Source organism: Pseudomonas sp. NPDC087336 (assembly GCF_044744285.1).
In the GTDB taxonomy this organism is placed as follows: domain Bacteria; phylum Pseudomonadota; class Gammaproteobacteria; order Pseudomonadales; family Pseudomonadaceae; genus Aquipseudomonas.
On sequence record NZ_JBIUYA010000046.1, the window covers coordinates 1 to 25,703 of the forward strand.

Below are 25,703 nucleotides of genomic sequence, written 5' to 3' on the forward strand. Positions count from 1 at the left end.
GTCGTGGCTACGACGAAGTAAAACACCGGTTTTCTTGAGCATCTCGATGAACACTTCGATGTCCATGTGCCAGGTTTCCAGGTAGGCACACACAGCGCCTTTGCGCTTGCCACCCTGGTTAACGGCGACGGCGGTGTCGTTCACGACTTTCAGGAACGGTACGACGCCCTGGGACTTGCCGTTGGTGCCCTTGATGTACGAACCCAGCGCACGAACCGGGGTCCAGTCGTTGCCCAGGCCGCCAGCGAATTTCGACAGCATGGCGTTGTCGTGGATCGCGTGGTAGATGCCCGAGAGGTCATCCGGCACGGTGGTCAGGTAGCAGCTCGACAGCTGTGGACGCAGGGTGCCGGCGTTGAACAGGGTCGGGGTCGACGACATGTAGTCGAAGGACGACAACAGGTTGTAGAACTCGATCGCACGGTCTTCTTTCTGCTTCTCTTCGATCGCCAGGCCCATGGCCACACGCATGAAGAAGATCTGCGGCAGTTCGAAGCGCACGCCATCCTTGTGGATGAAGTAACGGTCGTACAGGGTTTGCAGGCCCAGGTAGGTGAACTGCTGGTCGCGCTCGTGGTTGATTGCCTTGCCGAGTTTTTCCAGGTCGAAGTCGGCCAGGACCGGGTTCAGCAATTCGAATTCGATACCCTTGGCGATGTAGGCAGGCAGGGCCTTGGCGTACAGGTCGACCATCTCGTGGTGGGTCGCGCTCTCGGCGACGCCGAGGAAACCCAGGCCTTCGGCACGCAGGGTGTCCATCAGCAGGCGGGCGGTCACGAACGAGTAGTTCGGCTCACGCTCGACCAGGGTACGGGCGGTCATCACCAGGGCGGTGTTGACGTCGGTCAGGGCCACGCCGTCGTACAGGTTCTTCAGGGTTTCGCGCTGGATCAGGTCGCCGTCGACTTCTTCCAGGCCTTCGCACGCTTCGGTGACGATGGTGTTCAGGCGGCCCATGTCCAGCGGCGCCAGGCTACCGTCGGCGCGGGTGATGCGGATCGACGGGTGAGCGTTGACCGCTTCCTCGGCCGGGGCGTGGGCGGCGCGTTCCTTGGAGCGCGCGTCACGGTAGATCACGTAGTCGCGAGCGACTTTTTGCTCGCCGGCACGCATCAGGGCCAGTTCGACCTGGTCCTGGATCTCTTCGATGTGGATGGTGCCGCCCGATGGCATGCGACGCTTGAAGGTGGCAGTGACCTGTTCGGTCAGGCGGGCCACGGTGTCGTGGATTCGCGACGAAGCGGCAGCGGTGCCGCCCTCAACTGCAAGAAACGCTTTGGTGATGGCGACGGTGATCTTGTCATCGGTGTAAGGAACGACAGTGCCGTTACGCTTGATCACGCGCAGCTGGCCCGGCGCGGTGGCGGACAGATCCGAATTCGAATCAGCGGCCTGCGGCAAGGTGCCCTGCGGGTTCTCGCGAGTTGTGTCGGTTTGCATCGGGGGGTGTCTCCACATTCTCTATGTTTGATTGGGCACCATCACGGTGCCCACCGTTCCGTCCTGAAGCACTACAACCGGCGAAGGCCGGGCATAACAACTTCGGGACAGTAGGAAGGGGGCTATTGGGCGCCGCTTCCATGCCGAAGTCTTTGGTCTCACGCCTTGGGCCTGAGACCTTGGTCCTTTGAGGTGACAGTTGGGAGGTGGCAGTTGGGACTGCAACACCCGTACCGTTTTTCACCCCATGGGCCGAAATACAGTAGCCATCCGCGCGCGCGGTTTTGGGCTTTGGAAATTACGTTTGGTTCAACCGGAAAGAGGCAATAAAAGCGCTTGAATTTGGTATCCGGTTTGTGTTTGGTCTTTTACGAAAAACCCTACATCTAGGGTTTTTTTTACGTTGGGCTACAAGATAATGCGTTTTGGGGGGCGATTGCAACGTACTGCCTGTGGATAAACCTGTGCGTAAATTGTGTGTTGTGAAAGGAATCGGCGTGCAGGCCGCGATGCTGCTGGACCCGGCTTTTTTTCATCGATTTTCAAGCCGCGAAAACGCTCGAGCGGATTTTTAAGGGCGCGAACCCTATCACAAAAAACGCTGTTGTCCGAACGCATTTACCGGCTTGTGTTCTGCGTGTACGACGTTTATACAATCGGTCAGCGTGTATGCAATTTATCCACCCCTATCATTACAAAAAGACGGGCGGATCCTTCCTTATAAGTGTTCTGGCAAGTAGAGGTCACCGGTGGAGCAAGAAGCCTGGCAGGTATTGATTGTGGAGGACGATCAACGTCTGGCCGAACTGACGCGCGATTACCTGCAAGCCAATGGCCTGCGCGTATCGATCGAAGGCAATGGCGCGCTGGCGGCGGCGCGTATCATCAAGGAACAACCGGACCTGGTGATTCTCGACCTGATGCTGCCAGGCGAAGATGGCCTGAGCATTTGCCGCAAGGTGCGTGACCGTTATGACGGCCCGATCCTGATGCTCACCGCGCGCACTGACGACACCGACCAGATCCTCGGCCTGGACCTCGGGGCCGACGACTACGTGTGCAAGCCAGTGCGCCCGCGCTTGCTGCTGGCGCGTATCCAGGCCTTGCTGCGTCGCAGCGAAGCGCCGGAGGCGGCCCCGGAAAAACAACGGCGCCTGCAATTCGGCCCGCTGGTGGTGGACAATGCGTTGCGCGAAGCCTGGCTGCACGATAACGGCATTGAACTGACCAGCGCCGAGTTCGACTTGCTCTGGCTGCTGGTTGCCAACGCCGGGCGCATCCTGTCCCGGGAAGAAATCTTCACCGCATTGCGCGGCATTGGCTATGACGGCCAGGACCGCTCCATCGACGTGCGCATCTCGCGCATCCGCCCCAAGATCGGCGATGACCCGGACCATCCGCGACTGATCAAGACCGTGCGCAGCAAAGGCTACCTGTTTGTCCCCGAGGCCTGCGTAGACCCGACCCTGTGAACTCGATCTTCCTGCGGATATACGGCGGCATGTGCGCCGCGCTGATACTGGTGGCGGTACTCGGTGTGCTGGCCTTGCACCTGCTCAACCAGGTGCGCGGCGAGCAGTACCGCGAGCGATTGGCCCACGGTACCTTTTCGTTGATGGCCGACAACCTGCAACCGATGAACCAGACCGAACGCCACCGCGCGTTGTTGGTGTGGGAGCGGCTGCTGGGGATTCCGCTGGCGCTGAAAACCTTTGCCCAGACCGACCTCGACCTCACCCAGCGCACCCGTGTCTTGCGCGGCCAGGCCCTGGTGGAGAAGACCGGCCCGCACGCGGCCAGGGTCTATCGGCTGGTCAGTGACCAGGAGCAACTTGTGCTCACCGGTGACGTCCAGCAGATCAGCGAACAACTCGCCCGAGCGACGATCTACCTGTTGGCGGACGAGCTGGTTCGCTACCCCGTGGGCGAGCAACCGGTGCGCCTGGCGCAATTGAAACAGGACAAGGGTTTTGGCTTCGATCTGCGCCTGGTCACAGTCCAGGAAGCCGACATGGACGAAGACCAGAGCCGTCGGGTGTCCGAGGGCGACACGGTAATGGCGCTGGGAAAGGAGGGGGATTCGATCCGTGTGTTCGCCGGCATGGTCGGCACGCCGTGGGTGCTGGAAATCGGCCCGTTGTACCAGATGAATCCTTATCCGCCAGAGTGGCTGGTGCTGATTGCCGCACTGGGGCTGAGCCTGATCGGCCTGATCGTCTATCTGCTGGTACGGCAACTGGAGCGCCGCTTGCGGGGACTGGAATCGGCAGCTACGAGGATCGCCAAGGGCAGCCTGGAAACCCGTGTGCCGACGCGGGGCGCGGACTCGGTGGGGCGACTGGCGTCGGCGTTCAACGGCATGGCCGAGCATCTGCAACAGCTGCTGGCCATTCAGCGCGAGCTGGTGCGTGCCGTGTCCCACGAATTGCGCACCCCGGTGGCGCGCCTGCGTTTTGGCCTGGAAATGATCGGCTCGGCCAAGACACCGCAAGCCCTGGAAAAATACTGCGAAGGCATGGACCACGATATCGAGGACCTCGACCGCCTGGTCGACGAGATGCTGACTTACGCGCGGCTGGAGCAAGGCTCGCCGGCACTGAATTTTCAGCGTATCGACCTGGATGCCCTGGTCAATCAGGTGATCGAGGAGCTGGCCCCCTTGCGCGCCGATGTCACGGTGCAGCGAGGACTGTGCCTGTCGGCCGCCGACTGCGACGACGCGTGGGTCGAGGCCGAGCCGCGCTACCTGCACCGGGCGCTGCAGAACCTGGTGAGCAATGCCATGCGCCACGCCCAATCGCGGGTCACCATCAGTTATCAGGTGGGGCAGCAACGCTGTCGGGTGGATGTCGAAGATGACGGGCCGGGCGTTCCGGAAATAGCCTGGGAGAAAATTTTCACGCCATTCCTGCGACTCGACGACAGCCGCACCCGGGCCTCGGGCGGCCATGGGTTGGGATTGTCGATCGTGCGGCGGATCATCCATTGGCACGACGGCCGGGCGTTGATCGGCAAGAGCAAAAGCCTGGGCGGCGCGTGTTTCAGCTTGAGCTGGCCGAGGAATCAGGAGAAGCGGTGAAGCAGAAATCCTCAGGCCTTGATACTGACCAGACTCAACAACTGCCCATCCTTGACCCCGAACTGCGCCTGCAACTCGGTGCCGTTGCGCCATTCGCCGGACAGGTCAGTCAGCAACCGCAACCGCACCTCACCTGACTCGGTCCACTCCAGCACCTCGGCGTGTTCGAAATAGAAACGTTTACGGACGATCGGGTAAAGCGCCTTGAACAAGCTCTCTTTCACTGAAAAAGTCAGGGTTACCAACAACGCCAACTGATCGCGACGCCCGGCGGCCATGCGCTGCAGTTCCGGTGGGGTGAGAATTTCCCCGGCCAGGCGTTCGGCGCGTTCGGCATTGAGCAGGCTTTCCATGTCCATTCCCAACCCGCGCCAATGGGTTTTTTTCGCGACGATGGCTGCGGCCCGACCGGTGCTATGGGTGATCGAACCGGTGATGTGTGCCGGCCAGACTGGCGCCCGGTCATCGCCGATGGCCGGGCTGAAATTCAGGCCCTCCAGCTGTTGCAGGGCGGCGCGGGCGCAGATCCGCCCGGCGAGAAACTCTGCCTGGCGTTTGGCGACCGAGCGCTGAATGCTCGCTGGCGCCTCGATGGCGCTACGTTGGAAGTCATCGCTGAGCAGGCGCGAAGGATCGAAGTGGGTACTCAACAGCACAGTATCGGGCAGCACCAGCGGCAGAGGCCAATGGGCATCGAGGGACGTGCAGCAGACGGGCAGGGCGGGGACGGAATTCATACCGGGCATTTTGCCGGGTTGCCTTGATGCTGGGTAGTCTTTGAGGGCTTTTGGGGCGAGGGGAAAAATCCCCTCGCCATCGTGTCTAGCCGATCAACTAAAGATTTTCTTGAGAAATGCCTGCATATCCGCCCACGATTTTTCATCCGCCGCTTTGTTGTAGCCAATGTCCGGCCCACCATGATCACCATGGCTCAAGCGATCGGCATCGGGATTGCTGAAACCGTGCTTGGCGCCGTCGAGGCTGACGAACCGGTAGTCGGCACCGGCCTTGTCCATCTCGGCTTTGAAAGCAGCGACATTTTCCGGGGTGATCAGGCTGTCCTGGGCGCCGTGTTCGACGAGGATTTTCGCCTTGACGCTGCCCGGTGTCGCAGGGGCATTGGTGGCTAGCGCGCCGTGGAAGCTCACGACCCCGGCCAGAGGCACACCCTGACGGGCGGCATTGAGCACCACGCCGCCGCCGAAACAGTAGCCGATGGCGGCGAGCTTGTTCGGATCGGTTTGTGCCTGTTGTTTGAGCAAGTCGAGTCCCGCCTGGAAGCGCGCGCTGGCAATCGCGTTGTCCTTGAGCACGGCTTGCATGAAGGCCATCGCATCCTTGGGATGCTCGGTGTTCTTGCCGTCGCCATACATGTCGATGGCCAGGGCGCTGTAACCCAGGCCGGCCAAGTCGCGGGCGCGGCGCTTGGCGTAGTCGTTCAACCCCCAGAACTCATGCACCACCACGACACCGGGACGCGGACCTTTTATCGCGTCATCAAAGGCGTAATAGCCGATCATCCGGGTGCCGTCGGGACTTTGGTACGGGATTTCCTGAGTCTTGATGGCGGCCTGGGCCAGCCCGCTGACGGAGAGCAAGAAGAGGGCGAAGAGCATGCGCATGGTCGGTCTCCTGCAAGAAAATCATCGAAACAGCTGGGTGGATATGGTTCAGCTCAGGTTAAGCGCTTGTTCAGGGGGAGTTCAGGGCTGCGTCAGTAATCTTGCCCTGTCGCCAAAACAACGCTAACTCTTGAGGAGCTTCACCCATGACTGGATTTAAAAAACTGCTGCTGGCATTCACCGTCTTCGGCGCGAGCACTGCAGCAATCGCTTCCAACGACAATTTCGCCAGCCTTACTTATGGGCAGACCAGCGACAAGATCAAAAAGTCCCACGCCTTGAACGATAACCTCGACCGTCCGAATGCCGACGGCGTGATCGGCAAGGACAACACCTGGGGCTTGCGTCTGGGCCAGCAACACAGCCAGGGCCGCTACTACGCCACTTACGACAACGTGTCGGGCTCGCACAATGGCATTAAACTGCGTCAGGAAAACCTCTTGGGTAGCTTCGATGTGTTCCATCCGTTAAGTGCTGGCACCAAACTGTTCGGTGGCGCCTCGGCCGGGTTGACCAAAATGACCCAGGAATCGCCAGGCTTCAGTCGCGACAGCAACATCGGTTACGCCGTTGGCGCACAGGCAGGGATTCTGCAACAAGTTTCGCAAAACACTTCGGTTGAACTGGGGTACCGTTACCTGCGTAGCAACGCCAGCACTGAAATGAGCGAGCGAGGCGGTAGCAAGCAGGGTTCGCTGAGCTTGACCAGTAGCGCACAGACCTACCTTTCAGCCAACTACGCTTTCTGAAAAGCGTGTGCGACCGCCGTGGGGGGGGGGGGGGGGGGGGGGGGGGGGGCCCCGCCCCCCCCGCGGGGGGGGGGGGGGGGGGGGGCGCCCGCCGCCGCCCCACGGGCGCCCGGGTGGGGTGGGGGTGGGGTTTGCTGTTTGCTTGCTTTTTTCTATTTCTTTCTGCCCCCCCCCCCCCCACCCCCCCCTACCCCCCACCGCGGGTTTCCCACCGGGGGGGGCGCCGGGGGGGGGGAAAAACCCCCGGCCTGGCCCCCCCCACGGCCTGTCAGCCGAAGGTGCGTCGATCGTGCCTCTGGTGTATTTGATTTGCCTGGGAGAGCGACATGAAACTGCTGGTCGTCGAGGATGAGGCGCTGTTGCGTCATCACCTGCAAACCCGTCTGACGGATAGCGGCCATGTGGTCGAGTCCGTAGCCAACGCCGTCGATGCGCTGTATCAGACAGAACAGTTCAACCACGACCTGGCGGTGATCGATCTTGGGTTGCCAGGCATGGGCGGGCTGGATCTGATCCGTCAGTTGCGCTCGCAAGGCAAGACCTTTCCAATCCTGATCCTCACAGCACGCGGTAACTGGCAGGACAAGGTGGAAGGCCTTGCTGCCGGTGCCGACGACTATGTGGTCAAGCCCTTCCAGTTCGAAGAGCTGGAAGCTCGGCTGAATGCCTTGTTGCGTCGCTCCAGCGGGTTTACCCAATCAACGATCGTTGCCGGGCCGCTGTTGCTCGACCTCAATCGCAAGCAGGCGTCCCTTGACGAGCAACCCTTGGCATTGACCGCGTATGAATACCGGATTCTCGAATACTTGATGCGCCACCATCAGCAGGTGGTGCCCAAGGACCGTTTGATGGAGCAGCTTTATCCGGATGATGACGACCGCGATCCGAACGTAATTGAAGTGCTGGTCGGCCGTCTGCGTCGCAAACTCGAAGGTACGTCCGGCTTCAAGCCAATTGATACGGTGCGTGGCCTGGGCTATCTGTTCACTGAGCGTTGCACTTGATCGGTTCTCTTCGCGTTCGCCTGATGCTCGCCGCCACGATCCTGGCGGTCTTGTTCATGCTGGCATTGCTGCCGGCGATGCAGGGAGCGTTCAGCCTGGCGCTGCAGGATGCCATCGAGCAGCGACTGGCGTCGGACGTCACCACGTTGATCTCCGCCGCACGGGTCGAGAACAACCGCTTGCAGATGCCGGAACAGTTGCCCGATGAGCGCTTCAACCTGGCCGACGGCAATTTGCTCGGTTACATCTACAGCCGCGAAGGCCAATTGGTGTGGCGCTCGAAAGACACCTTGGACGAGAACATCAATTACACGCCGCGTTACGACGGGCGCGGTAATGAATTCGCCAGGATTCGCCAGGACAATGGCCGGGAATTCTTCGTCTATGACGTCGAGGTCAAACTGCTCGGCGGCAAAAGTGCGGCGTTCAGCTTCGTCGCGTTGCAACCGGCGCATGAATACGATGCCACGCTCAGCGGGCTGCGGGACAATCTGTACCTGGGATTCGGCGCGGCGTTGCTGGTACTTCTGGCATTACTGTGGGTCGGCTTGACCTGGGGGTTGCAGGCATTGCGCCGGTTGAGCCAGGAGCTGGACGAGATCGAAAGCGGCACCCGCGAAAGCCTGAGCGAACAACACCCGCGTGAATTGCTGCGCCTGACCGGCTCCCTCAACCGCCTGCTGCACAGCGAGCGTGAACAGCGTAGCCGTTACCGCGATTCCCTCGACGACCTGGCCCATAGCCTGAAAACCCCATTGGCGGTATTGCAAGGGGTAAGCGAAGGCATGGCGCAACGCCCTGAGGACCGGGATCAGGCCTGGGTGCTGCAGACCCAGATCGAGCGCATGAGCCAGCAGATCAGTTACCAATTGCAGCGCGCCAGCCTGCGCAAAAGCGGCCTGGTGCGCCATCAGGTACGTCTGCAACCGGTGTTGCAGAGCCTTTGCGACACACTGGACAAGGTCTATCGTGACAAACGGGTGCAGGTTAGTTTCGATTTGCCGGAGCAGTGCCGGGTCCCTATCGAGCAGGGTGCCTTGCTGGAAATGTTGGGCAATCTGCTGGAGAACGCTTATCGACTGTGCTTGAGCGAAGTGCGCATCAGCGTGCGCACCCTCAATGGTATCGAGATATGCGTGGAAGACGATGGACCAGGCGTCCCGCTCGATCAGCGCACGCGGATCCTGCAGCGGGGTGAGCGCCTGGACCGCCAGCATCCGGGGCAGGGTATTGGCCTGGCGGTGGTCAAGGACATCATCGAAAGCTACAGCGCAAAACTGACCCTGGGCGACTCGCCCCTGGGTGGTGCGGCCTTCCGTATTCAGTTTCCGCTGGTGTGATCTTGAACTCAGTTTTCCCGAGCCCGATAGGCCCCCGGTGTCAATCCGGTCCACTTCTTGAATGCCCGATGAAACGCCGATGGCTCGGAAAACCCCAATTGCTCGGCGATCTGTTGCAATGGCAAGTCGTTGCGGCCCAGGTGATAAATGGCGATGTCGCGACGTAGTTGGTCCTTCAATTCCTGAAAACTGGTGTTTTCTTCACGCAGATGCCGGCGCAGTGTCTGTGGGCTGATATGCAGGTGTGCAGCCACGGCCTCCAGGTCCGGCCAGGGTGAGCGGTCACGACTGAGCAAGCGTCGCAACTGGCTGCTCAGGCTGTGGCCGTCATCGGGGCGCGATAACAGATCGGCAGGCGAGCGTTCAAGGAACTGCTTGAGCGTGCGTTCGTCCTGCAGCAGTGGCATGTTCAGGTAGCGACTGTGGAACAGCAGGCTGCTCTGTTGTGCCGAAAACTCGAGCGGGCACGAGAACAGCAACTCGTATTCACCTCCGTGTTCCGGTCGCGGGTAGCTGAACGTGGCCTTCTCCAGTTGAATACGCTGGCCAATCAACCAGCTGGCGAAACGATGCCAGATCACCAACAGACTCTCGGTGAGGAAATGTTCCGGGTCCCAGAGCTGCGAATCGTCCAGGCTCAGGCGAATCATTTCGTCTTCGCGCGTCAGCGTCAGGCGCGGGGCGTCCGGGAATAGGCCATAAAACATTAATCCGCGGTGCAGTGCTTTATCCAGATTGCGGCAATGGATCACGGCATGACACATCATCGCGAAGCTGCCTGGCTTGCTGACGCCTTGCCCGAAACCCAGGTACTCATCGTCCAGTGCCAGCCACAGCGCCTGGATCAGACGGGTGAACTGTTCTGGAGGGATACGCGCCCGAGGCTCGTCGAGCAGCTCGGGGCTGATCCCCAACTGCAGCAACAGTCTCGAATAATCGTAACCACGCCGTTGCGCGCCACCGAGGACGGCACGGGCGAAATGACTGGCGATGGTGCGTTCGCGCATAGCAGGCAAGTCCTTCCATTGAGCGACGGATGGTAGCCGTGCTTCGTACCCATGAACAAGGCGGATATCCGCCAGATTACCGGGGTGTGATCTGAAGAGAGGGCGGAAATCCGCCATTGCGCAAACGTCTCGCGGTGATCCGGAAAAATCTGCAGCCCTTGATGTCAGAAGGCTTGCAGGCTTTTCCTACAAGGTGGCACGGGCTTTGCGATAGAACCAGCAGATGCCTGCCATCGCGCAGCTCGAAAAAACAAATCCCTCCAGTGCAGGAGGGTTCGCAATTGAGTTGAGGTGGACAACAGTTGGATGTTGTCGCCGCGCACTCTTGAGGAACTTTGCAATGACGACTCGTCAGCCACTGTACAAATCCCTGTATTTCCAGGTGATCGTTGCAATTGTCATCGGTATCTTGCTCGGTCACTACTATCCACAGCTCGGTGTGGCCGTAAAACCGCTGGGTGACGGGTTCATCAAACTGATCAAGATGATCATCGCGCCGATCATCTTCTGCACCGTCGTCAGCGGTATTGCTGGCATGCAGGACATGAAATCGGTCGGCAAGACCGGTGGCTACGCACTGCTGTATTTCGAAATCGTTTCGACCATCGCGCTGCTGGTCGGCCTGGTGGTGGTCAACATCGTCCAGCCGGGTGCCGGCATGCACATCGACGTGTCCACACTGGATGCATCCAAAGTGGCTGCCTATGTCTCGGCCGGTGCTGATCAAAGCGTCGTCGGCTTCCTGCTCAACGTGATCCCGTCCACCATCGTCGGTGCGTTCGCCACCGGTGACATTCTGCAAGTGCTGATGTTCTCGGTGATCTTCGGTTTCGCCTTGCATCGCCTGGGTGCCTACGGCAAGCCGCTGCTGGACTTGATCGATCGCTTCGCCCACGTGATGTTCAACATCATCAACATGATCATGAAGCTCGCACCAATCGGTGCCTTCGGTGCCATGGCTTTCACCATCGGTGCCTACGGTGTCGGCTCGCTGGTGCAACTGGGCCAGTTGATGGCCTGCTTCTACATCACCTGCCTGCTGTTCATCCTGATCGTGCTGGGCGGTATCGCTCGCGCTCACGGCTTCAGCGTGTTGAAACTGATCCGCTACATCCGCGAAGAACTGCTGATCGTGCTGGGTACTTCCTCTTCGGAGTCGGTGTTGCCACGCATGCTGATCAAGATGGAGCGTCTGGGTGCGCAGAAGTCCGTAGTTGGCCTGGTGATCCCGACCGGCTACTCGTTCAATCTCGACGGTACTGCGATCTACCTGACCATGGCGGCCGTGTTTATTGCCCAGGCCACCGACACCCACATGGACATCACGCACCAGATCACCTTGCTGGTGGTGTTGCTGCTGTCTTCCAAGGGCGCTGCAGGCGTAACCGGTTCGGGCTTCATCGTACTGGCAGCCACCCTGTCCGCCGTAGGCCACCTGCCGGTTGCCGGCCTGGCGTTGATCCTGGGTATCGACCGTTTCATGTCCGAAGCCCGCGCACTGACCAACCTGGTCGGTAACGCCGTTGCCACCATCGTTGTGGCCAAGTGGGTCAAGGAGCTGGACACCGACGTGCTGCAAGCTGAGCTGGCGTCTGGCGGTCGCGGCATTGCCGACGAGCCTAAGGACGATGTTCTGGGCCACGTCGAAGCGGTAACCCCGACTCACGCCAAGTAAGCCTTGTTGTCATGAAAAACCCGCTTCGGCGGGTTTTTTCTTGCCCGGGATTTGAGCGCAACGGTCATTGGATGTGGCGCATAAGGTGATTGCTGCAAAGCGCTTGGCTGCCTAGGCTGGGGCATCATCCAGGGAGAACGCTCATGCTCGGTCCATTGGCATCGCTCAAGGTTCTGGATTTCTCGACATTGCTGCCGGGGCCGTTCGCTTCGCTATTGCTGGCGGACATGGGCGCCGAGGTGTTGCGCATCGAATCGCCGACCCGCATTGACCTTCTACGCGTGCTGCCGCCGCACGATCAGGGCGTATCGGCCAGTCATGCCTACCTCAATCGCAACAAGCGCAGCCTGGCCCTGGACCTCAAGCAGCCCGAAGCGCTGGAGGTGATCATGCAATTGTTGCAGGACTACGACATCGTGCTGGAGCAGTTCCGTCCCGGCGTCATGGAGCGTTTAGGCCTGGGTTATGAAGCCTTGAAGGCGATTAATCCGAAGCTGATTTATGTATCGATCACCGGTTACGGCCAGACCGGCCCCTACAAGGACCGCGCCGGTCATGACATCAATTACCTGGCGCTGGCCGGGCTTTCGAGCTACAGCGGTCGCGCCGACAGTGGGCCGCTGCCGTTGGGCATGCAGGTGGCAGACATTGCCGGTGGCTCGTTGCACGGGGTGATCGGCCTGCTGGCCGCTGTCATCGCTCGACAGCAAACCGGGCAGGGCCAGCACCTGGACGTGAGCATGACCGATTGCGCGTTCAGCCTGAACGCCATGGCGGGTGCCGGGTACCTGGCCTGTGGCGTCGAACCGGGTCGGGAAGACCAGATGCTCAATGGCGGCAGCTTCTATGACTATTACCGTTCCCGGGATGGGCGCTGGCTGTCGGTGGGCAGCCTGGAACCGTCGTTCATGAAACAGTTGTGTGCAGCGCTGGGGCTGGAGGAGTGGGCGAGCCTGGGGTTATCCGGGCAACCCGCACAACAACGCAAGCTCAAGGATGCGTTGAAGACCGAGTTCGAAAAACATGACTTTGCCGAATTGTGTGCGCTGTTCGCCGAGCTAGACGCTTGCGTCGAACCGGTCTTGAGCCTGGGTGAGGCGGTGCGGCATCCGCAGTTGCAGGCGCGGGAGTTGGTGACGCAAGTACCGCGGGGCGATGGTTCGAGTCAGGCGCAGATGGCGTGCCCGTTGAAGTTTTCAGACGAATTACCGCAGCCCCGGCATATTGGCGCGGCGCTGGGGCAGCATACGGACCAGGTGTTGGGGGAGTTGGGGTTCACTGCTGAGCGGATTGCCGAGTTGCGGCGTGCCAAGGTAATTCTTTAGCGCCTGCCAGTCCGCCTTCGCGAGCAAGCCCGCTCCGACAATGGATCCGGGCTGGACCGAAAATCCCCTGTGGGAGCGGGCTTGCCCGCGAAGAGGCCGGCGCAGACACTGAAAATCCTGTTACTCAACCCGCATCTCGCCGCTGAACACCAACGTGTTGCGACAGCGCCGACACAAATACCGCCGCCCCTGTCGCACCAAACCATGACGTTGCGCCGAAAAGGGGAAATCGCTGTCGGCGCACGGGCACTTGTAGATGTAGCGGGTCACGCTGCGGCGCTTGACGTCGTAGGTGTGGCAACGGTTGGGGGGCAATTCGTATACGCCGCGCATGATCAGTTGCCACTCTTCGCCATGGGGCTGGATGCGGTCACCGAACAGTTGATGGGCGATCAGGTGCGCGACCTCGTGGGCGACGGTCTGCTTGAGAAAATCTTCGGTGTTTTCACGGTACAACTGCGGATTGAAGCGCAGCAGGTTCTCGTGCAAGTGCGCGACACCGGCTTTCTGCCCACGCAGCTTGAAACTCACCACGGGACGCTTGAACGATCGTTTGAAAAAGGATTCGGCTTGTTGGAAACAGTCTTCGACGCGGGTATTGAGTTGCTCGGGCATGCTTGATGGATCTCCAGAGCAGTCGAGTATGCCGCAAGCCAGGGGCCTTGCGAATCTGCGAAGTGCCGAATGGTCTTCGGCGCTCTTTGTGCCTGGGCATTAAAAGGCCGCCTTGCGGCGGCCTGTGTCGGCAGATCTGATTTTTTTGTGGTGAGTTGCTAATTGGTATAGACCGGCCCCACGCCGAGTCCCCAGACAATCACGGTGAACGCCATGATGGCTACCAGCACCACCAGGCCTACGGCGAGCACCGAACTTGAAAATAGAAAGCCCTCGTCAGATGGTATGTTCATGAAGGTTGGCAGTCCCACATACAGCAGGTACACCGTGTAGCAGATGGCCGCCGTGCCGACGATCATCCCCAGCCACAAGTGGGGGTACAAGGCCGCGAGGCCGCCGATGAACAGCGGCGTAGCGGTATAGGTTGCGAACGCAATGCAGCGTGCGAGGCTCGGATTGGCGTCATAGGTGCGGGCCATCCAGTGGATGAATGCACCCATCACCGCCACACCGCCGAGCATCGCCAGGTACGACATGACGGTCATCCATAGTGCGCTTTCCACGGTCAGCATTACCGGCGGGCGATTGCCAATGACCCAGCCCACCTGCGTGGTCCCGATGAACGCCGATACCGCAGGTATCGCCGCCAGGATCAGCGTATGGGTCAGGTACATGTGGCTGATACTTTCTTCCTGATCGCCACGAATCTCTTTCCATTCTTGATCAGGGTGGGTGAAGAGCCCCACTACGTGATGGATCATGCCAGTCACTCCTCTTGTTTTTACCGTCGCCCCCCAGTGGAGCGCCCTACGGGCCAATGAGGCCAAGTAAGTAGTAGGTCTGTATGTGATTCGACCTTATGTCGCAGTATAGGAAGGACTTAACCCTACTGGGGGTAGGGCTTAGAGCAAATTGCGCTGTAAAGCCCCGGGGTAATCGCTGTTGCGTCTGTAGGGCGCGCGATCCGTCGGGGCACTTCGTTCCTGAAGGGTTTTTGCGTAAAATGCCGGCCTTTCGTCACACCTCACGGATTTCGCGTCATGGGCACTCTTACGGTCAACCAGAACAAACTGCAAAAGCGCCTTCGCCGACAGGCCGGTGAGGCGGTTGCCGATTTCAACATGATTGAAGACGGTGACAAGGTCATGGTCTGCCTGTCCGGCGGCAAGGACAGCTACACCATGCTTGATGTGCTGATGCACTTGCAGAAGGTCGCGCCGATCAAGTTCGAGATCGTGGCCGTGAACATGGACCAGAAACAGCCGGGTTTCCCCGAGCATGTGCTGCCGGCCTACCTCAAGGAACTGGGTATCGAGTACCACATCGTCGAGAAAGACACTTACTCGGTGGTCAAGGAGCTGATCCCGGAAGGCAAGACCACCTGCTCCCTGTGCTCGCGCCTGCGTCGTGGCACGCTCTACACCTTTGCCGACGAAATCGGCGCGACCAAGATGGCCCTGGGGCATCACCGCGACGACATTGTCGAGACGTTCTTCCTGAACATGTTCTTCAACGGTTCGCTCAAGGCCATGCCGCCGAAGTTGCGTGCCGATGACGGTCGCAACGTGGTGATTCGCCCCCTGGCCTACTGCAACGAAAAAGACATCCAGGCCTACTCGGACCTCAAGCAATTTCCGATCATCCCATGCAACCTCTGCGGCTCCCAGGAAAACCTGCAGCGCCAGGTGGTCAAGGAAATGCTGCAGGATTGGGAGCGCAAGACCCCGGGCCGCACCGAAAGCATTTTCCGCAGCCTGCAGAACGTGATCCCGTCGCAATTGGCGGACCGCAACCTGTTCGACTTCACCAGCCTGAAGATCGACGAATCCGCCGCTTCGCGTTTCGTCAACGTGGTCAACCTTTAAACACCATCACTGTGGGAGCTGGCCTGCTGGTTCCCATTACATTTTTCAATCCCAGGAGAGGGCATGCGCGACTACAAGTGGCTGAACGAATACTGCTTGAACCGCTTCGGTTCGGCGGCTGAACTGGAAGCCCATCTGCCCGCTCCCAAGACTGCAGCGCAACTGCGCGACATCACCGACGACCGCTACCTCTCGACCATGGCATTGCGCGTATTCCGCGCCGGGCTCAAGCACAGCCTGGTGGACGCCAAGTGGCCAGCCTTCGAAGAAGTGTTCTTCAAGTTCGACCCGGAAAAAGTCGTGCTGATGAGTGCCGAACACCTGGAGCGACTGATGCAGGACACGCGGATCATCCGCCATCTGGGCAAGCTCAAGAGCGTGCCGCGCAACGCGCAGTTCGTGCTGGACGTGGCTCATGAGCAGGGAAGCTTCGGGGCAATGATCGCCGATTGGCCGGTGACCGACATCGTCGGGCTGTGGACCTTGCTGAAAAAACGCGGTCATCAATTGGGCGGACTGTCGGCGCCGCGATTCTTGCGCATGGTCGGCAAAGACACCTTTGTGCCGAGCTACGACGTGGTGGCTGCATTGAATGCCCAGGACATCATCGACAAAGTGCCGAGCAGCCTGCGCGACCTCGCTATGGTGCAAGACGTGTTCAACCAGTGGCATGAGGAAAGTGGCGGGCGGCCGATGAGCCAGATTTCGATGATGCTGGCCTATACAGTCAACCATTAAGACCGAGTTGCCCCGTTCGCTGGCAAGCCAGCGCCTACAAAAACACCAGTCTTGTAGGCGCTGGCTTGCCAGCGAAGGTGCCCTGTCAGGCGACGGAGATTTCACTTTCGCCAGCCAACTTGCGATTCAACTGATACCGCCACCGCACATACAACAGTGCCGAACAGAACACCGCCAGGCTCGCGGCCATCTCCAGCACGCCGAAGATCTGTCGGTTGGGGTCATAAGCGGCCAATGCGCCCTTGATGAAATACAGGTTCACCACAAAGCACATCCACGAATGTCCCCGGGCATTGCCGACAATCATCCCCGGCGCGAGCAACAGCAACGGCACCAGCTCGATCAGCAGGATCACCCACGGCCGCGCACCGTGCAGGTCGGCGACCATCAGGTAGTAAACGCAGAGCAATCCCACCAGGCCAAAGAAGCACAGCAGGCTGATGGCGCGCATCGCCTTGACCCGTGGTTCAAGCCATTCGATAGCGGGCAGGACCTTTGGCTTCTTGGCCACCCTCAACCCTCCAGTTTCTGTGCAGTCTTGGCCAGGCGCATGCCCAGGGCCCGGCACAGTGCCACTTCGTGGGCATCCAGACCGCTTTTGCCATCGGCTCCGGCGTGATGGCTGGCGCCGTAGGGTGTGCCGCCGCCCTGGGTTTCCAGCAATGCCGACTCGCTGTAGGGCAGGCCGGTGATTAGCATGCCGTGATGCAACAGCGGCAGCATCATCGACAGCAGGGTGGTTTCCTGCCCGCCGTGCAGGCTCGCGGTGGAGGTGAACACTCCGGCGGGTTTGCCCACCAGGGCGCCGGTCAGCCACAGGTTGCTGGTGCCGTCGAGAAAGTACTTGAGTGGCGCCGCCATGTTGCCAAAGCGGGTCGGACTGCCTAGTGCCAGGCCTGCGCAGTTCTTCAGGTCATCGAGGCTGGCGTAGAGGGCGCCTTCGTCCGGGATATCCGGCGCCACGGCTTCGCACTCGGTGGAAATGGCCGGTACCGTGCGCAATCGGGCTTCAAGGCCGGCCTGTTCGACGCCACGGGCAATTTGCCGGGCCATTTCATTGGTCGAGCCGCTGCGGCTGTAATACAACACCAGAATGTACGGCGCACTCACGGCAACAGCTCCAGGATCTGCTCTGGCGGACGGCCAATGATGGCCTTGTCGCCGACTTCGAGGATCGGTCGCTCCATCAGCTTCGGGTGGGCGGCGATGGCGGCGATCAATTGCGCCTCGCTCAGGCTGCTGTCGGCCAGGGAGAGGGTCTTGTATTCGTCTTCGCCGGTGCGCAGCAGTTGCCGTGCACTGATCCCGAGTTTGCCCAGCAGGCTCTGGATTTGCGTGGCGTCCAGCGGTGTTTCCAGGTAGCGGACTACCGTCGGGGCCAAGCCGCGGGCTTCAAGCAGTTCGAGCGCACCGCGGGATTTCGAGCAGCGCGGGTTGTGATAAAGCGTCAGATCGGTCATGAGCGGGTCGCATCTTGCGTAAGGTGGCAGCTATTCTAACTGGGCAGCGCGTAATCCTGAACCTTGCCGGGCGATGGGTCGCAGGCGCTTTCAATTTTTGACAAGGAACACGACATGACAAGGCGACTGGCAGCGGCATTGACGATTATCGGGGCGTTGATGCTGGGGGGCTGCGGTAACGACTACGGTATCGATCAGAACGGACAGAAGGTCGCCGCCGAGCGCCTGGACGGCAAATGGCTGGTCATCAATTATTGGGCTGAATGGTGCAGCCCGTGCCGTACCGAGATTCCGGAATTGAACGCGCTGGCCGACCAACTCAAGGACAAGAAGATCAGCGTGTTCGGGGTCAACTTCGACAATGTGCAGGGCGAAGAGCTGAAAAGTGCCAGCGAGAAACTCGGGATCAAGTTCACCGTGCTGGCGCAGGACCCTTCGGAATTGTTCGAACTGCCGCGCAGTGAGGCGTTGCCGGTGACCTACATCATCGATAACAAGGGCAAGGTGCGGGAACAGTTGATGGGCGAGCAGACGGCGGCGGGGGTGGTGGCGAAGCTGGAGGCGTTGCAGGCTAAAAACTGATTACGCTGATCGTTCCCATGCTTTGCGTGGGAACGCCGCTCGGGACGCTCCGCGTCCCTGTGACGCAGAGCGTCAATTGATGCATTCCCGCGCAGAGCGTGGGAATGATCAGGTAGAGGGGATCAACCCTCTTCCAGCCACCAGCGCAGCGGCTTGCCTTCGGCTGGCCAGAAGCGCATCTGCTCGATTGACGAAACGTCCCAGCGCTGCACGTTTTCCAGCGCCTGGAGGAAGCGTTTTTCCTGCTCCATCAGTGCCGGCGCACAGAGTTTGCGGGTGCTGCCGATCTTGCCGAAGCTCAGCTTGTTGCCTTCCAGGCTGTAAGGCGCGAACCAGTGGTTGCAACCACCGCTACCGTAGGCACGACCGTCGTCGCCCAAGGTAATGGTCAGGTGGCTGTAATCCATCAACGGACGTTCGCCGATCCACTCCAGAATGTAGCTGCGATTGTGCTCAAGCTGCACCGGTTCCGCGGCGCAGCCCATAAGGCTTGCACCGACCAGCGCGGTCAGGGCGAGGCGTTTCATCACGCAGGCTCCTGGCATTTTGGGCACAGGTGTTTCTCGCCAACGGTGGTCCAGCCCAACTCGGTGATCCGCGCGGTGGCGGCAGGCTTTTCGGCCTTGTTGCCAAGCTTGGCGTCAACGGCGAACTCGAAACTCAGTTCTTTGGCGCAGCTGTCGCAATTCACCTGCCAGGTATGGATCGCCAGTTCGCCGAACACCGGACCACTGGCCACCGCGACCCATTGGCCAGGCGGGTTGATCAGGTGGCGAACCGTTTCGACGGTCAGGCGCATGGACAAGTCCTTGGCGCCCTTGAGGGTCACGACCAGCACGTCGTTATTACGAATCGAGCCGCCGTTGCCGGTGACTTGATAACGCCCCGGCACCAGGGCGCGGCATTCGGTGAGGGTGTGTTGCGGGTTCATCAGGGTGTAGCGGAAATCGTGTTCGACCATGGGTCCTCCAAATATGCGCAATATGCTAGCACGGGCATACGCGCAGCATGGTGCGGGCATATGACCTTCGATCAGGTTCAATCACCCTCGACCTGATTCTGCGGCGTTCCGGCCGCCCAGGCCGCGATGTTCTGCAAGGTGGTCGCGGCAATCGCGCCCAGGGCTTCGCGGGTCAGGAAGGCCTGGTGTGCCGTGACGATCACGTTGGGGAAGGTCAGCAACCGCGCCAGTACATCGTCCTGCAATGGCAGATCGGAACGGTCTTCGAAAAACAGTTGCGCTTCCTCTTCATACACATCCAGTCCCAAATAACCCAACTGGCCGTTCTTCAAGGCGTCGATCAGGGCAGGGGTGTCTACCAGGCCGCCGCGACCGGTGTTGATCAACATGGCGCCAGGCTGCATGTGCGCCAGGGATTGGCGGTTGATCAAATGCTTGCTCTGCTCGTTGAGTGGACAGTGCAGGCTGATGATCTGCGACTCGGCCAGCAACTGCGGCAAGCTCAGGTAGCGGGCGCCAAGCGCTTCGACCTGCGGATTGGGGAAGGGGTCATAGGCCAGCAGTTGGCAGCCGAACCCGTTCATGATTTTCGCGAAGGTCGCACCGATCTGCCCGGTGCCGACCACGCCGACGGTCTTGCCCACCAGGTCGAACCCCGTCAACCCGTGCAGGCTGAAGTCGCCTTCGCGCGTGCGGTTGTAGGCGCGGTGCAGGCGGCGGTTGAGTGCCAGGATCAGTGCTACGGCATGCTCGGCCACGGCGTGGGGCGAATAGGCCGGAACGCGCACGACCGCCAGCCCCAGGCGCTTCGCCGCCGCCAGGTCGACATGGTTGTAACCGGCCGAACGCAGGGCGATCAGGCGGGTACCGCCCGCGACCAGGCGTTCGAGCACCGGGGCGCCGAGGTCATCGTTGATAAAGGCGCAGACCACCTCGTGGTGCTCCGCCAGTGCGACGGTATCGAGGCTCAGTCGTGCCGGCTGAAAGTGCAACTCGATAGCCGGCGGCAGGTTGGTGGCGAGAAAGCTGTCGCGGTCGTAGGTCTGGCTGCTGAAAAGAATCGTGCGCATGCGGTCCTCCTGGAAAGTGCATCAGGCATTGATACGCGCCTGGGCGGCCAGGCGGTTGATCGCCCGGTCGAGATCTTCAAGTGCGCGATAGGCCTTCGGGTCTTGCTGCTTGAGCAAGGTTTCACTGCGTTGGCAGGCGGCGCGCAGTTGCGGTACGCCGCAGTAGCGGGTTGCGCCGTGCAGGCGATGAACCCGCTCGATCAGGGCGTTGTGGTCGTTGCTTTGCTGGGCCTGGCGGATGGCTTCGCGGTCGGCTTCCAGCGATGCCAGCAGCATTGCCAGCATGTCAGCCGCCAGATCGGCCTTGCCTGCGGCCAGGCGCAAGCCTTCTTCGTGATCGAGCACCTGCAACTCGTAGGTGCTGCCGTGGCTGTCGCCTGCGCGCTCTGGCGTGTGATTGCGCAGGGCCAGCCCGCTCCATTTGAGTACCACTTGCGCCAGTTGCCGCTCGCTGATCGGCTTGGTCAGGTAATCGTCCATGCCGCTTTGCAGCAATGCGCGTTTTTCGTTGGCCATGGCATGCGCCGTGAGGGCCACGATCGGCAGCGGCGTGCAATGGCGCTCGCTTTCCCATTGGCGGATCGCTTCGGTGCTTTGACGCCCATCCATGCCGGGCATTTGCACGTCCATCAGCACCAGGTCGAACGTCTCGTTCTGCACCGCCTTGATCGCCGCGTAACCGCTTTCCACGGCGAGCACCTTGGCGCCCATGTCTTCGAGCAAGGTCTGCACCAGCAGCAGATTGGCCGGGTTGTCGTCGACGCACAGCACCTTCGGCGCGCGGCTTGACAGCGGCTCGCTGGACTCGCTACGCGATTGCCGCGGGTTGACCAGGTCGGACAACGCGCGCCGCAGCTTGCGGGTACAGGCCGGTTTCGCCTGGAGCTGGCTGTGGGGGTTGGGCACCGACAGGTGGAACAGCGTCTGTTCCGTGGTGGGGCACAGCACCAGCACTTTGCAGCCCAGGTGCTCGAGGTCCCAGATGTGCTGGTTGAGGCGTTCAGGTGGCATGTCGTTGCTGGTGATTCCCAGCACCGCGAGCTCGATCGCCTGATCGGTCTGATGCGCGCCGGTGACGCCGTTGGTCAGGCTTTCCAGGGTATTGAACGCGATGACGTCCAGGCCGCAGTCTTCCAGTTGATGCTGCAACGCCTGGCGCGCCAGCTCATGATTTTCCAGCACGGCAACCCGCCGTCCGAGCAACGGCGCGCTCGGCAGGTCTTCGGCATCGTCGCGGGTCTTGGGCAGGTTCAGGCTGATCCAGAACTCCGAACCCTCGCCCGGGGTGCTGTCGACGCCAATTTCGCCACCCATCTGTTCGATCAAGCGCTTGGAGATCACCAGGCCCAGGCCCGTGCCACCGGGTTGCCGCGACAGCGAGTTATCAGCCTGGCTGAAGGCCTGGAACAACGCGCGCACATCCTGGCTCGACAGGCCGACGCCGGTGTCCTGGATGCTGATGCGCAATTGCACGCTGTCTTCGTGTTCTTCTTCGAGCATGGCCCGGGCGACGATAGTGCCCTCGCGGGTGAACTTGATTGCATTGCTGACCAGGTTGGTCAGGATCTGCTTGAGCCGCAACGGATCGCCCACCAGCGACAGGGGCGTATCGCGATACACCAGGCTGATCAGTTCCAGCTGTTTGGCGTGGGCGGCCGGGGCGAGGATGGTCAACGTGTCCTGCAGCAGGTCACGCAAATTGAACGGAATATGGTCAAGTACCAGCTTGCCCGCCTCGATCTTCGAAAAGTCGAGGATTTCGTTGATGATCCCCAGCAGGCTGTCGGCGGACTTTTCGATGGTGCCCAGATAATCGAGCTGGCGCGGGGTCAGTTCACTTTTTTGCAGCAGATGGGTGAAGCCGAGGATGCCGTTGAGCGGCGTGCGTATTTCATGGCTCATGTTGGCCAGGAACTCGGACTTGATCCGGCTCGCCTCCAGCGCTTCCATGCGGGCCAGGTCCAGTTCGATGTTCTGAATCTCGATCGTCTCGAGGTTCTGGCGCACGTCCTCGGTGGCCTGGTCGATGCTGTGTTGCAGTTCTTCCTGGGCATTTTGCAGGGTGCCAGCCATGCGATTGATGCCGGAGGCCAATTCATCCAGCTCCTGGCTGCCCAGTGGCGGCAGGCGGGTTTCCAGGTGACCGTCCTTGAGTTGGGCCACGGCTTGCTTGATCTGGGTCAGCGGCCGATTGATCGTGCGGCCCATGCGCAACGCCAGCAGTGCCGCGCCGCCGAGACCGGCAGCGATCATCAGCAGGCTGGCGAACAGGCTGCGGTAGCCACGCAGCAGCATGCCGTTGTGGGACAGCTCGAGTTCGACCCAGCCGAGCAGACGGTCGGCCTCATCGGGGATCACGTCGCCTGCCAGGTTGCGGTGTTTGCCGAATACCGGCAGCAGGTACCGCGTTGCGTCGCTGCCACTGCGGCGCAGCATTTGCGAGCCTTCGCCCATCGGCGCCTGGGTCAGCATGATCGGCCCGGCGTGAGCCCGCGGCGTGCGGTCTGGCGCAAGAAAAGTCACGGCACGCACGTCCGGTTGTTCCAGGGACTGGGTAGCGATGCGTTCCAGCATTTCGTTGTTGTTGTGCCCCATGGCTGGCGCCACCAGCGGCGCCAGTTGCTCGGCGATCATTTCGCCGCGCTGCAGGAGTTGGGTTTGCAGGTCCGATTGCTGCATCCAGGTGAAATAGCCGCCCAGGACCAATGCCATGAGGCTGGTCGGCAGCAACGTCAGCAACAGCACGCGGCCCTTGATTCCCAGTTTCGTCAGCACGCCTCTCTCCTGCAACCGGCTATTTATCAGGCTGCGCGTGCATCCGGCACGCGCCACTTGCGCAGTGTAGCGATTTGCAGGCGGGCAATCCTCGATAATTGATGTCGTCATTCGTCGGTTGGTCATACGCATTTTCGCCCTGTGCAAACCCTTGGGTTGCCCCGGGCGAGGCAATCTTGAATAATTACCAACTGAGAATTATTTGCAGATACTAATGACGACCATCAGCGCTGGCCATCCCCGTATCCTCTCCATCGAAGACGACCTCGTACTCGGTGCCTATGTGCATGAGCATCTGGGCCGCAGCGGCTTCCAGGTGACCTGGTGCCAGAACGGCCAGGAAGGCCTGGCCATTGCCCGCGAGCAAGCCTTCGATGTGGTGCTGATGGACATCCTGTTGCCGGGTATGGATGGGCTGGCGGTGTTGACGCAACTGCGCCGCAGCCATTCCACCCCAGTGTTGCTGATGTCGGCACTCGGTGCCGAGGCCGATCGCGTCAGCGGTTTTCGGCTGGGGGCCGATGATTACCTGCCCAAACCCTTCAGCATGGTTGAGTTGCGTGTGCGCATCGAAGCCATCCTGCGCCGCGTAGCGCTCGATCGCCGGCCGACCCCGGTGGCGATGGTCACCGACGTGGACAGCCTGCGTTTTGACGACGAGCACTTCGACGTTTTTTATGGCCAGCAGCCTGCCGGCCTGACCCGAACTGAGTATCGCCTGCTGGAAACCCTGAGCCGCAGCGTTGATGAAGTGCTGAGCAAAGCCTTCCTTTATCAGCAAGTGTTGCAGCGCGGTTATGCCGCCCACGATCGCAGCCTGGACATGCACATCAGCCAGATTCGCCGCAAACTCAAGGCCATCGGCTATACCGAGCGGGAGTTGCGCACGGTCTGGGGAAAAGGCTACATCCTGAGTGCCGTCGATGACATGTAACTTGCCGGGGCGGCATTCGCTGTTCTGGAAACTGGCGTGCCTGTTGGTGGCGTTCTGCCTGCTGATGATCTGGTTGAGCTGGTCCTGGGGTCGCTACATGGAGCAGCGCAACCAGTTTCTGTCGGATGAAGCGCGCGCCACGCTGACGCGCTATGCCGCCGAGGCTGAGCAAGCCTGGCAGCAGCGCCAGCAGGAGGGAGTCGATAGCTGGCTGCAGAGCATGCATAACCGCGAAACGGGGTGGGTTGGTGTCATCGGCGGTGATTTACAGTCATTGAGCAGCTATACGCTGACGGACAAGGAAATCGAGCGCCTGACCTTTCTACGCGGCCTGGATTGGCCCGTCCATAAGAAAGGCCGGCCATGGATGCGGGTGCCGTTTCCCGGCGATCCGGCCGCCGGCAGCCTGGTGATCGAACTGCCGAAACGGTTCGTGCCTGGACGCTACCGGGTGTTCTGGCGGGTGATCACCAACGGCGTCATTCCGGGGTTGTTCACCTTGCTGTTGTGCGTCGGCTTGTACCGCTTGCTGGTGGTGCCGCTCAACCACTTGCGCGAGCAGGCCAATGCCTGGCGTGCCGATCAGCTCAACGTGCGACTGTCGCGCCGCACCACCAACCGCGCCGACGAACTGGGAGAGTTGGGCAGGGCGTTCGATCACATGTCCGAACGCCTGCAAAGCACCGTGGCCCTGCAGCAACAACTGTTGCGCGACCTGTCCCACGAATTGCGCACACCCTTGAGCCGCCTGCGGGTGGCCAGTGAGAGCGAGCAGGGACTTGAACAATTACGCGAGCGCATCGGCCGCGAGGTCGATGGCATGCAACGGCTGGTGGAAGACACGCTGCAACTGGCCTGGCTCGATACCGAGCGCACGCGATTACCCGACGAAGCGATCCAGGTCCAGGCCTTGTGGGAGATGCTCACGGAAAACGCCTGCTATGAAAGCTGCTGGCCCGATGCGCAGTTGCAGTGCTCAGTGGACGCCTCCTGCTGGGTGCGCGGCCACCTCAACACCCTGGCCCAGGCCCTGGAGAACATGCTGCGTAACGCCATTCGACATTCGCCCAAGGGGGGCATTGTCCAATTGGGCGGCCGTCGCGACGGCGACTTCTGGCACCTATGGCTGGAGGATCAGGGCGGTGGCGTGGCGGAAGCGGATCTTGAGCGGATCTTCCTGCCCTTTATCCGCCTCGACGGCTCGCGGCCGGGGGATGGCGGATTTGGCCTGGGCTTGAGCATCGCCAGGAATGCGGTGCGGCGTCAGGGCGGAAGGCTTTGGGCGCAGAACACCGGGAGCGGGTTGCGGATGAACATGCGCCTGGTGGCGGATGATGGTGCTATCAGTGACGACGCCTTGGCGAGCAAGCTCTCTCATCCCGCAACGCTCTGATTTTGCCGGAGCGTTCCTGAGTTTCTGTACGACATTTCCCAAAGGGTATCACCGGTCATTTTGAACATC

At 60.8% G+C, this 25,703-nt stretch carries 25 protein-coding genes; 12 read left to right on the forward strand and 13 right to left on the reverse strand.

What is annotated here, in order from left to right:
* On the reverse strand, nt 1-1,440 hold a 1,440-nt coding region (locus ACIO0C_RS28975; protein ID WP_401317590.1), incomplete at its 3' end, for an ATP cone domain-containing protein.
* Nucleotides 1,441-2,189: 749 nt separating this feature from the next.
* On the opposite strand from ACIO0C_RS28975, the gene ACIO0C_RS28980 reads away from it, so the two are divergent.
* Entirely contained in the window at nt 2,190-2,912 is a 723-nt protein-coding gene (locus ACIO0C_RS28980) for a winged helix-turn-helix domain-containing protein (RefSeq protein ID WP_401317593.1), read from the forward strand.
* On the forward strand, nt 2,909-4,519 hold the full coding sequence (locus tag ACIO0C_RS28985; RefSeq protein WP_401317596.1) for an ATP-binding protein: 1,611 nt from the start codon (nt 2,909-2,911) through the stop codon (nt 4,517-4,519). Before ACIO0C_RS28980 ends, ACIO0C_RS28985 begins: the two co-directional genes overlap by 4 nt.
* An 11-nt stretch (nt 4,520-4,530) precedes the next feature.
* Here the strand turns inward: ACIO0C_RS28985 and ACIO0C_RS28990 are convergent, their stop codons facing one another.
* Nucleotides 4,531-5,256, reverse strand: coding sequence for a 4'-phosphopantetheinyl transferase (locus tag ACIO0C_RS28990; protein ID WP_401317598.1), 726 nt, complete (start codon nt 5,254-5,256; stop codon nt 4,531-4,533).
* Nucleotides 5,257-5,349: 93 nt separating this feature from the next.
* Nucleotides 5,350-6,141: a dienelactone hydrolase family protein gene (locus ACIO0C_RS28995; protein ID WP_401317600.1), complete on the reverse strand. Its 792-nt coding sequence runs from the start codon at nt 6,139-6,141 to the stop codon at nt 5,350-5,352.
* 146 nt (nt 6,142-6,287) lie between these two features.
* On the opposite strand from ACIO0C_RS28995, the gene ACIO0C_RS29000 reads away from it, so the two are divergent.
* The 3 genes from ACIO0C_RS29000 (at nt 6,288) to ACIO0C_RS29010 (ending at nt 9,234) form a co-directional block, all read left to right on the forward strand.
* Nucleotides 6,288-6,890 (forward strand): hypothetical protein, encoded by a 603-nt coding sequence (locus ACIO0C_RS29000; RefSeq protein ID WP_401317601.1) that lies wholly within the window; start codon nt 6,288-6,290, stop codon nt 6,888-6,890.
* A 326-nt stretch (nt 6,891-7,216) separates the two neighbouring features.
* Entirely contained in the window at nt 7,217-7,894 is a 678-nt protein-coding gene (locus tag ACIO0C_RS29005) for a response regulator (RefSeq protein WP_272603322.1), read from the forward strand.
* A complete protein-coding gene (locus tag ACIO0C_RS29010) occupies nt 7,891-9,234 on the forward strand; it encodes an ATP-binding protein (RefSeq protein WP_401317603.1) in 1,344 nt (447 codons plus the stop codon). The genes ACIO0C_RS29005 and ACIO0C_RS29010 overlap by 4 nt, the downstream gene beginning before the upstream one ends.
* Before the next feature lie 8 nt (nt 9,235-9,242).
* Here ACIO0C_RS29010 and ACIO0C_RS29015 read toward each other — a convergent pair whose 3' ends face one another.
* On the reverse strand, nt 9,243-10,241 hold the full coding sequence (locus tag ACIO0C_RS29015; protein ID WP_401317605.1) for an AraC family transcriptional regulator: 999 nt from the start codon (nt 10,239-10,241) through the stop codon (nt 9,243-9,245).
* 340 nt (nt 10,242-10,581) lie between these two features.
* On the opposite strand from ACIO0C_RS29015, the gene ACIO0C_RS29020 reads away from it, so the two are divergent.
* Together ACIO0C_RS29020 and ACIO0C_RS29025 are read left to right on the forward strand one after the other, a co-directional pair.
* Nucleotides 10,582-11,916 (forward strand): dicarboxylate/amino acid:cation symporter, encoded by a 1,335-nt coding sequence (locus ACIO0C_RS29020; protein ID WP_401317608.1) that lies wholly within the window; start codon nt 10,582-10,584, stop codon nt 11,914-11,916.
* A 143-nt stretch (nt 11,917-12,059) separates the two neighbouring features.
* On the forward strand, nt 12,060-13,241 hold the full coding sequence (locus ACIO0C_RS29025) for a CaiB/BaiF CoA transferase family protein (protein WP_401317610.1): 1,182 nt from the start codon (nt 12,060-12,062) through the stop codon (nt 13,239-13,241).
* 120 nt (nt 13,242-13,361) lie between these two features.
* Here ACIO0C_RS29025 and ACIO0C_RS29030 read toward each other — a convergent pair whose 3' ends face one another.
* Nucleotides 13,362-13,856, reverse strand: coding sequence for a SprT family zinc-dependent metalloprotease (locus ACIO0C_RS29030; RefSeq protein ID WP_401317613.1), 495 nt, complete (start codon nt 13,854-13,856; stop codon nt 13,362-13,364).
* Nucleotides 13,857-14,014: 158 nt separating this feature from the next.
* Entirely contained in the window at nt 14,015-14,617 is a 603-nt protein-coding gene (locus ACIO0C_RS29035) for a Yip1 family protein (RefSeq protein WP_020800620.1), read from the reverse strand.
* Between the two features lie 279 nt (nt 14,618-14,896).
* Between ACIO0C_RS29035 and ttcA the strand changes: the two genes are divergently transcribed.
* Nucleotides 14,897-15,721: a tRNA 2-thiocytidine(32) synthetase TtcA gene (gene ttcA / locus ACIO0C_RS29040; protein WP_090324525.1), complete on the forward strand. Its 825-nt coding sequence runs from the start codon at nt 14,897-14,899 to the stop codon at nt 15,719-15,721.
* Between the two features lie 63 nt (nt 15,722-15,784).
* Nucleotides 15,785-16,459, forward strand: coding sequence for a DNA-3-methyladenine glycosylase I (locus tag ACIO0C_RS29045; RefSeq protein ID WP_401317615.1), 675 nt, complete (start codon nt 15,785-15,787; stop codon nt 16,457-16,459).
* Nucleotides 16,460-16,544: 85 nt separating this feature from the next.
* On the opposite strand, the gene ACIO0C_RS29050 is transcribed toward ACIO0C_RS29045, so the two are convergent.
* Genes ACIO0C_RS29050 through arsC form a run of 3 tightly spaced genes read right to left on the reverse strand, consistent with a single transcriptional unit; the run spans nt 16,545 to nt 17,919 of the window.
* On the reverse strand, nt 16,545-16,970 hold the full coding sequence (locus ACIO0C_RS29050) for a DUF2069 domain-containing protein (RefSeq protein ID WP_401317617.1): 426 nt from the start codon (nt 16,968-16,970) through the stop codon (nt 16,545-16,547).
* A gap of 2 nt (nt 16,971-16,972) precedes the next feature.
* Nucleotides 16,973-17,569: an NAD(P)H:quinone oxidoreductase gene (wrbA, locus tag ACIO0C_RS29055; protein ID WP_008054817.1), complete on the reverse strand. Its 597-nt coding sequence runs from the start codon at nt 17,567-17,569 to the stop codon at nt 16,973-16,975.
* Nucleotides 17,566-17,919: an arsenate reductase (glutaredoxin) gene (gene arsC, locus ACIO0C_RS29060; RefSeq protein ID WP_401317620.1), complete on the reverse strand. Its 354-nt coding sequence runs from the start codon at nt 17,917-17,919 to the stop codon at nt 17,566-17,568. Before arsC ends, wrbA begins: the two co-directional genes overlap by 4 nt.
* A 114-nt stretch (nt 17,920-18,033) precedes the next feature.
* Between arsC and ACIO0C_RS29065 the strand changes: the two genes are divergently transcribed.
* Nucleotides 18,034-18,501, forward strand: a complete 468-nt coding sequence (locus ACIO0C_RS29065) for a TlpA disulfide reductase family protein (protein WP_401317623.1) — start codon at nt 18,034-18,036, stop codon at nt 18,499-18,501.
* 122 nt (nt 18,502-18,623) lie between these two features.
* Here ACIO0C_RS29065 and ACIO0C_RS29070 read toward each other — a convergent pair whose 3' ends face one another.
* The 4 genes from ACIO0C_RS29070 to ACIO0C_RS29085 all read right to left on the reverse strand — a co-directional run bounded on the left by ACIO0C_RS29070 (nt 18,624) and on the right by ACIO0C_RS29085 (nt 23,307).
* Entirely contained in the window at nt 18,624-19,028 is a 405-nt protein-coding gene (locus ACIO0C_RS29070) for an META domain-containing protein (RefSeq protein WP_401317625.1), read from the reverse strand.
* The gene (locus tag ACIO0C_RS29075) at nt 19,028-19,462 is read right to left on the reverse strand and encodes a hypothetical protein (protein WP_401317628.1); all 435 of its coding nucleotides are present in this window, start codon (nt 19,460-19,462) and stop codon (nt 19,028-19,030) included. Before ACIO0C_RS29075 ends, ACIO0C_RS29070 begins: the two co-directional genes overlap by 1 nt.
* Before the next feature lie 77 nt (nt 19,463-19,539).
* The gene (locus tag ACIO0C_RS29080) at nt 19,540-20,532 is read right to left on the reverse strand and encodes a 2-hydroxyacid dehydrogenase (protein ID WP_401317630.1); all 993 of its coding nucleotides are present in this window, start codon (nt 20,530-20,532) and stop codon (nt 19,540-19,542) included.
* Nucleotides 20,533-20,553: 21 nt separating this feature from the next.
* Nucleotides 20,554-23,307 carry a response regulator gene (locus tag ACIO0C_RS29085; protein WP_401317633.1) on the reverse strand — a complete coding sequence of 918 codons (2,754 nt, stop codon included), beginning with the start codon at nt 23,305-23,307 and terminating at the stop codon, nt 20,554-20,556.
* Between the two features lie 214 nt (nt 23,308-23,521).
* On the opposite strand from ACIO0C_RS29085, the gene ACIO0C_RS29090 reads away from it, so the two are divergent.
* Together ACIO0C_RS29090 and ACIO0C_RS29095 are read left to right on the forward strand one after the other, a co-directional pair.
* The gene (locus ACIO0C_RS29090) at nt 23,522-24,241 is read left to right on the forward strand and encodes a response regulator transcription factor (RefSeq protein WP_401317635.1); all 720 of its coding nucleotides are present in this window, start codon (nt 23,522-23,524) and stop codon (nt 24,239-24,241) included.
* The gene (locus ACIO0C_RS29095) at nt 24,231-25,634 is read left to right on the forward strand and encodes a histidine kinase sensor domain-containing protein (protein WP_401317636.1); all 1,404 of its coding nucleotides are present in this window, start codon (nt 24,231-24,233) and stop codon (nt 25,632-25,634) included. Before ACIO0C_RS29090 ends, ACIO0C_RS29095 begins: the two co-directional genes overlap by 11 nt.
* Nucleotides 25,635-25,703 lie beyond the last annotated feature (69 nt).

Bases quoted from the DNA above. Each gene is read 5' to 3' on its own strand.
- ACIO0C_RS28990 (WP_401317598.1), bottom strand. From the start codon at position 5,256: ATGAATTCCGTCCCCGCCCTGCCCGTCTGCTGCACGTCCCTCGATGCC.
- ACIO0C_RS29080 (WP_401317630.1), bottom strand. From the start codon at position 20,532: ATGCGCACGATTCTTTTCAGCAGCCAGACCTACGACCGCGACAGCTTT.
- arsC (WP_401317620.1), bottom strand. From the start codon at position 17,919: ATGACCGATCTGACGCTTTATCACAACCCGCGCTGCTCGAAATCCCGC.
- ACIO0C_RS29025 (WP_401317610.1), top strand. From the start codon at position 12,060: ATGCTCGGTCCATTGGCATCGCTCAAGGTTCTGGATTTCTCGACATTG.
- ACIO0C_RS29090 (WP_401317635.1), top strand. From the start codon at position 23,522: ATGACGACCATCAGCGCTGGCCATCCCCGTATCCTCTCCATCGAAGAC.
- ACIO0C_RS29045 (WP_401317615.1), top strand. From the start codon at position 15,785: ATGCGCGACTACAAGTGGCTGAACGAATACTGCTTGAACCGCTTCGGT.
- ACIO0C_RS28995 (WP_401317600.1), bottom strand. From the start codon at position 6,141: ATGCGCATGCTCTTCGCCCTCTTCTTGCTCTCCGTCAGCGGGCTGGCC.
- ACIO0C_RS29020 (WP_401317608.1), top strand. From the start codon at position 10,582: ATGACGACTCGTCAGCCACTGTACAAATCCCTGTATTTCCAGGTGATC.
- ACIO0C_RS29065 (WP_401317623.1), top strand. From the start codon at position 18,034: ATGACAAGGCGACTGGCAGCGGCATTGACGATTATCGGGGCGTTGATG.
- ACIO0C_RS29000 (WP_401317601.1), top strand. From the start codon at position 6,288: ATGACTGGATTTAAAAAACTGCTGCTGGCATTCACCGTCTTCGGCGCG.
- ACIO0C_RS29005 (WP_272603322.1), top strand. From the start codon at position 7,217: ATGAAACTGCTGGTCGTCGAGGATGAGGCGCTGTTGCGTCATCACCTG.
- ttcA (WP_090324525.1), top strand. From the start codon at position 14,897: ATGGGCACTCTTACGGTCAACCAGAACAAACTGCAAAAGCGCCTTCGC.
- ACIO0C_RS29070 (WP_401317625.1), bottom strand. From the start codon at position 19,028: ATGAAACGCCTCGCCCTGACCGCGCTGGTCGGTGCAAGCCTTATGGGC.
- ACIO0C_RS29035 (WP_020800620.1), bottom strand. From the start codon at position 14,617: ATGATCCATCACGTAGTGGGGCTCTTCACCCACCCTGATCAAGAATGG.
- ACIO0C_RS29075 (WP_401317628.1), bottom strand. From the start codon at position 19,462: ATGGTCGAACACGATTTCCGCTACACCCTGATGAACCCGCAACACACC.
- ACIO0C_RS29030 (WP_401317613.1), bottom strand. From the start codon at position 13,856: ATGCCCGAGCAACTCAATACCCGCGTCGAAGACTGTTTCCAACAAGCC.
- ACIO0C_RS29095 (WP_401317636.1), top strand. From the start codon at position 24,231: ATGACATGTAACTTGCCGGGGCGGCATTCGCTGTTCTGGAAACTGGCG.
- ACIO0C_RS29015 (WP_401317605.1), bottom strand. From the start codon at position 10,241: ATGCGCGAACGCACCATCGCCAGTCATTTCGCCCGTGCCGTCCTCGGT.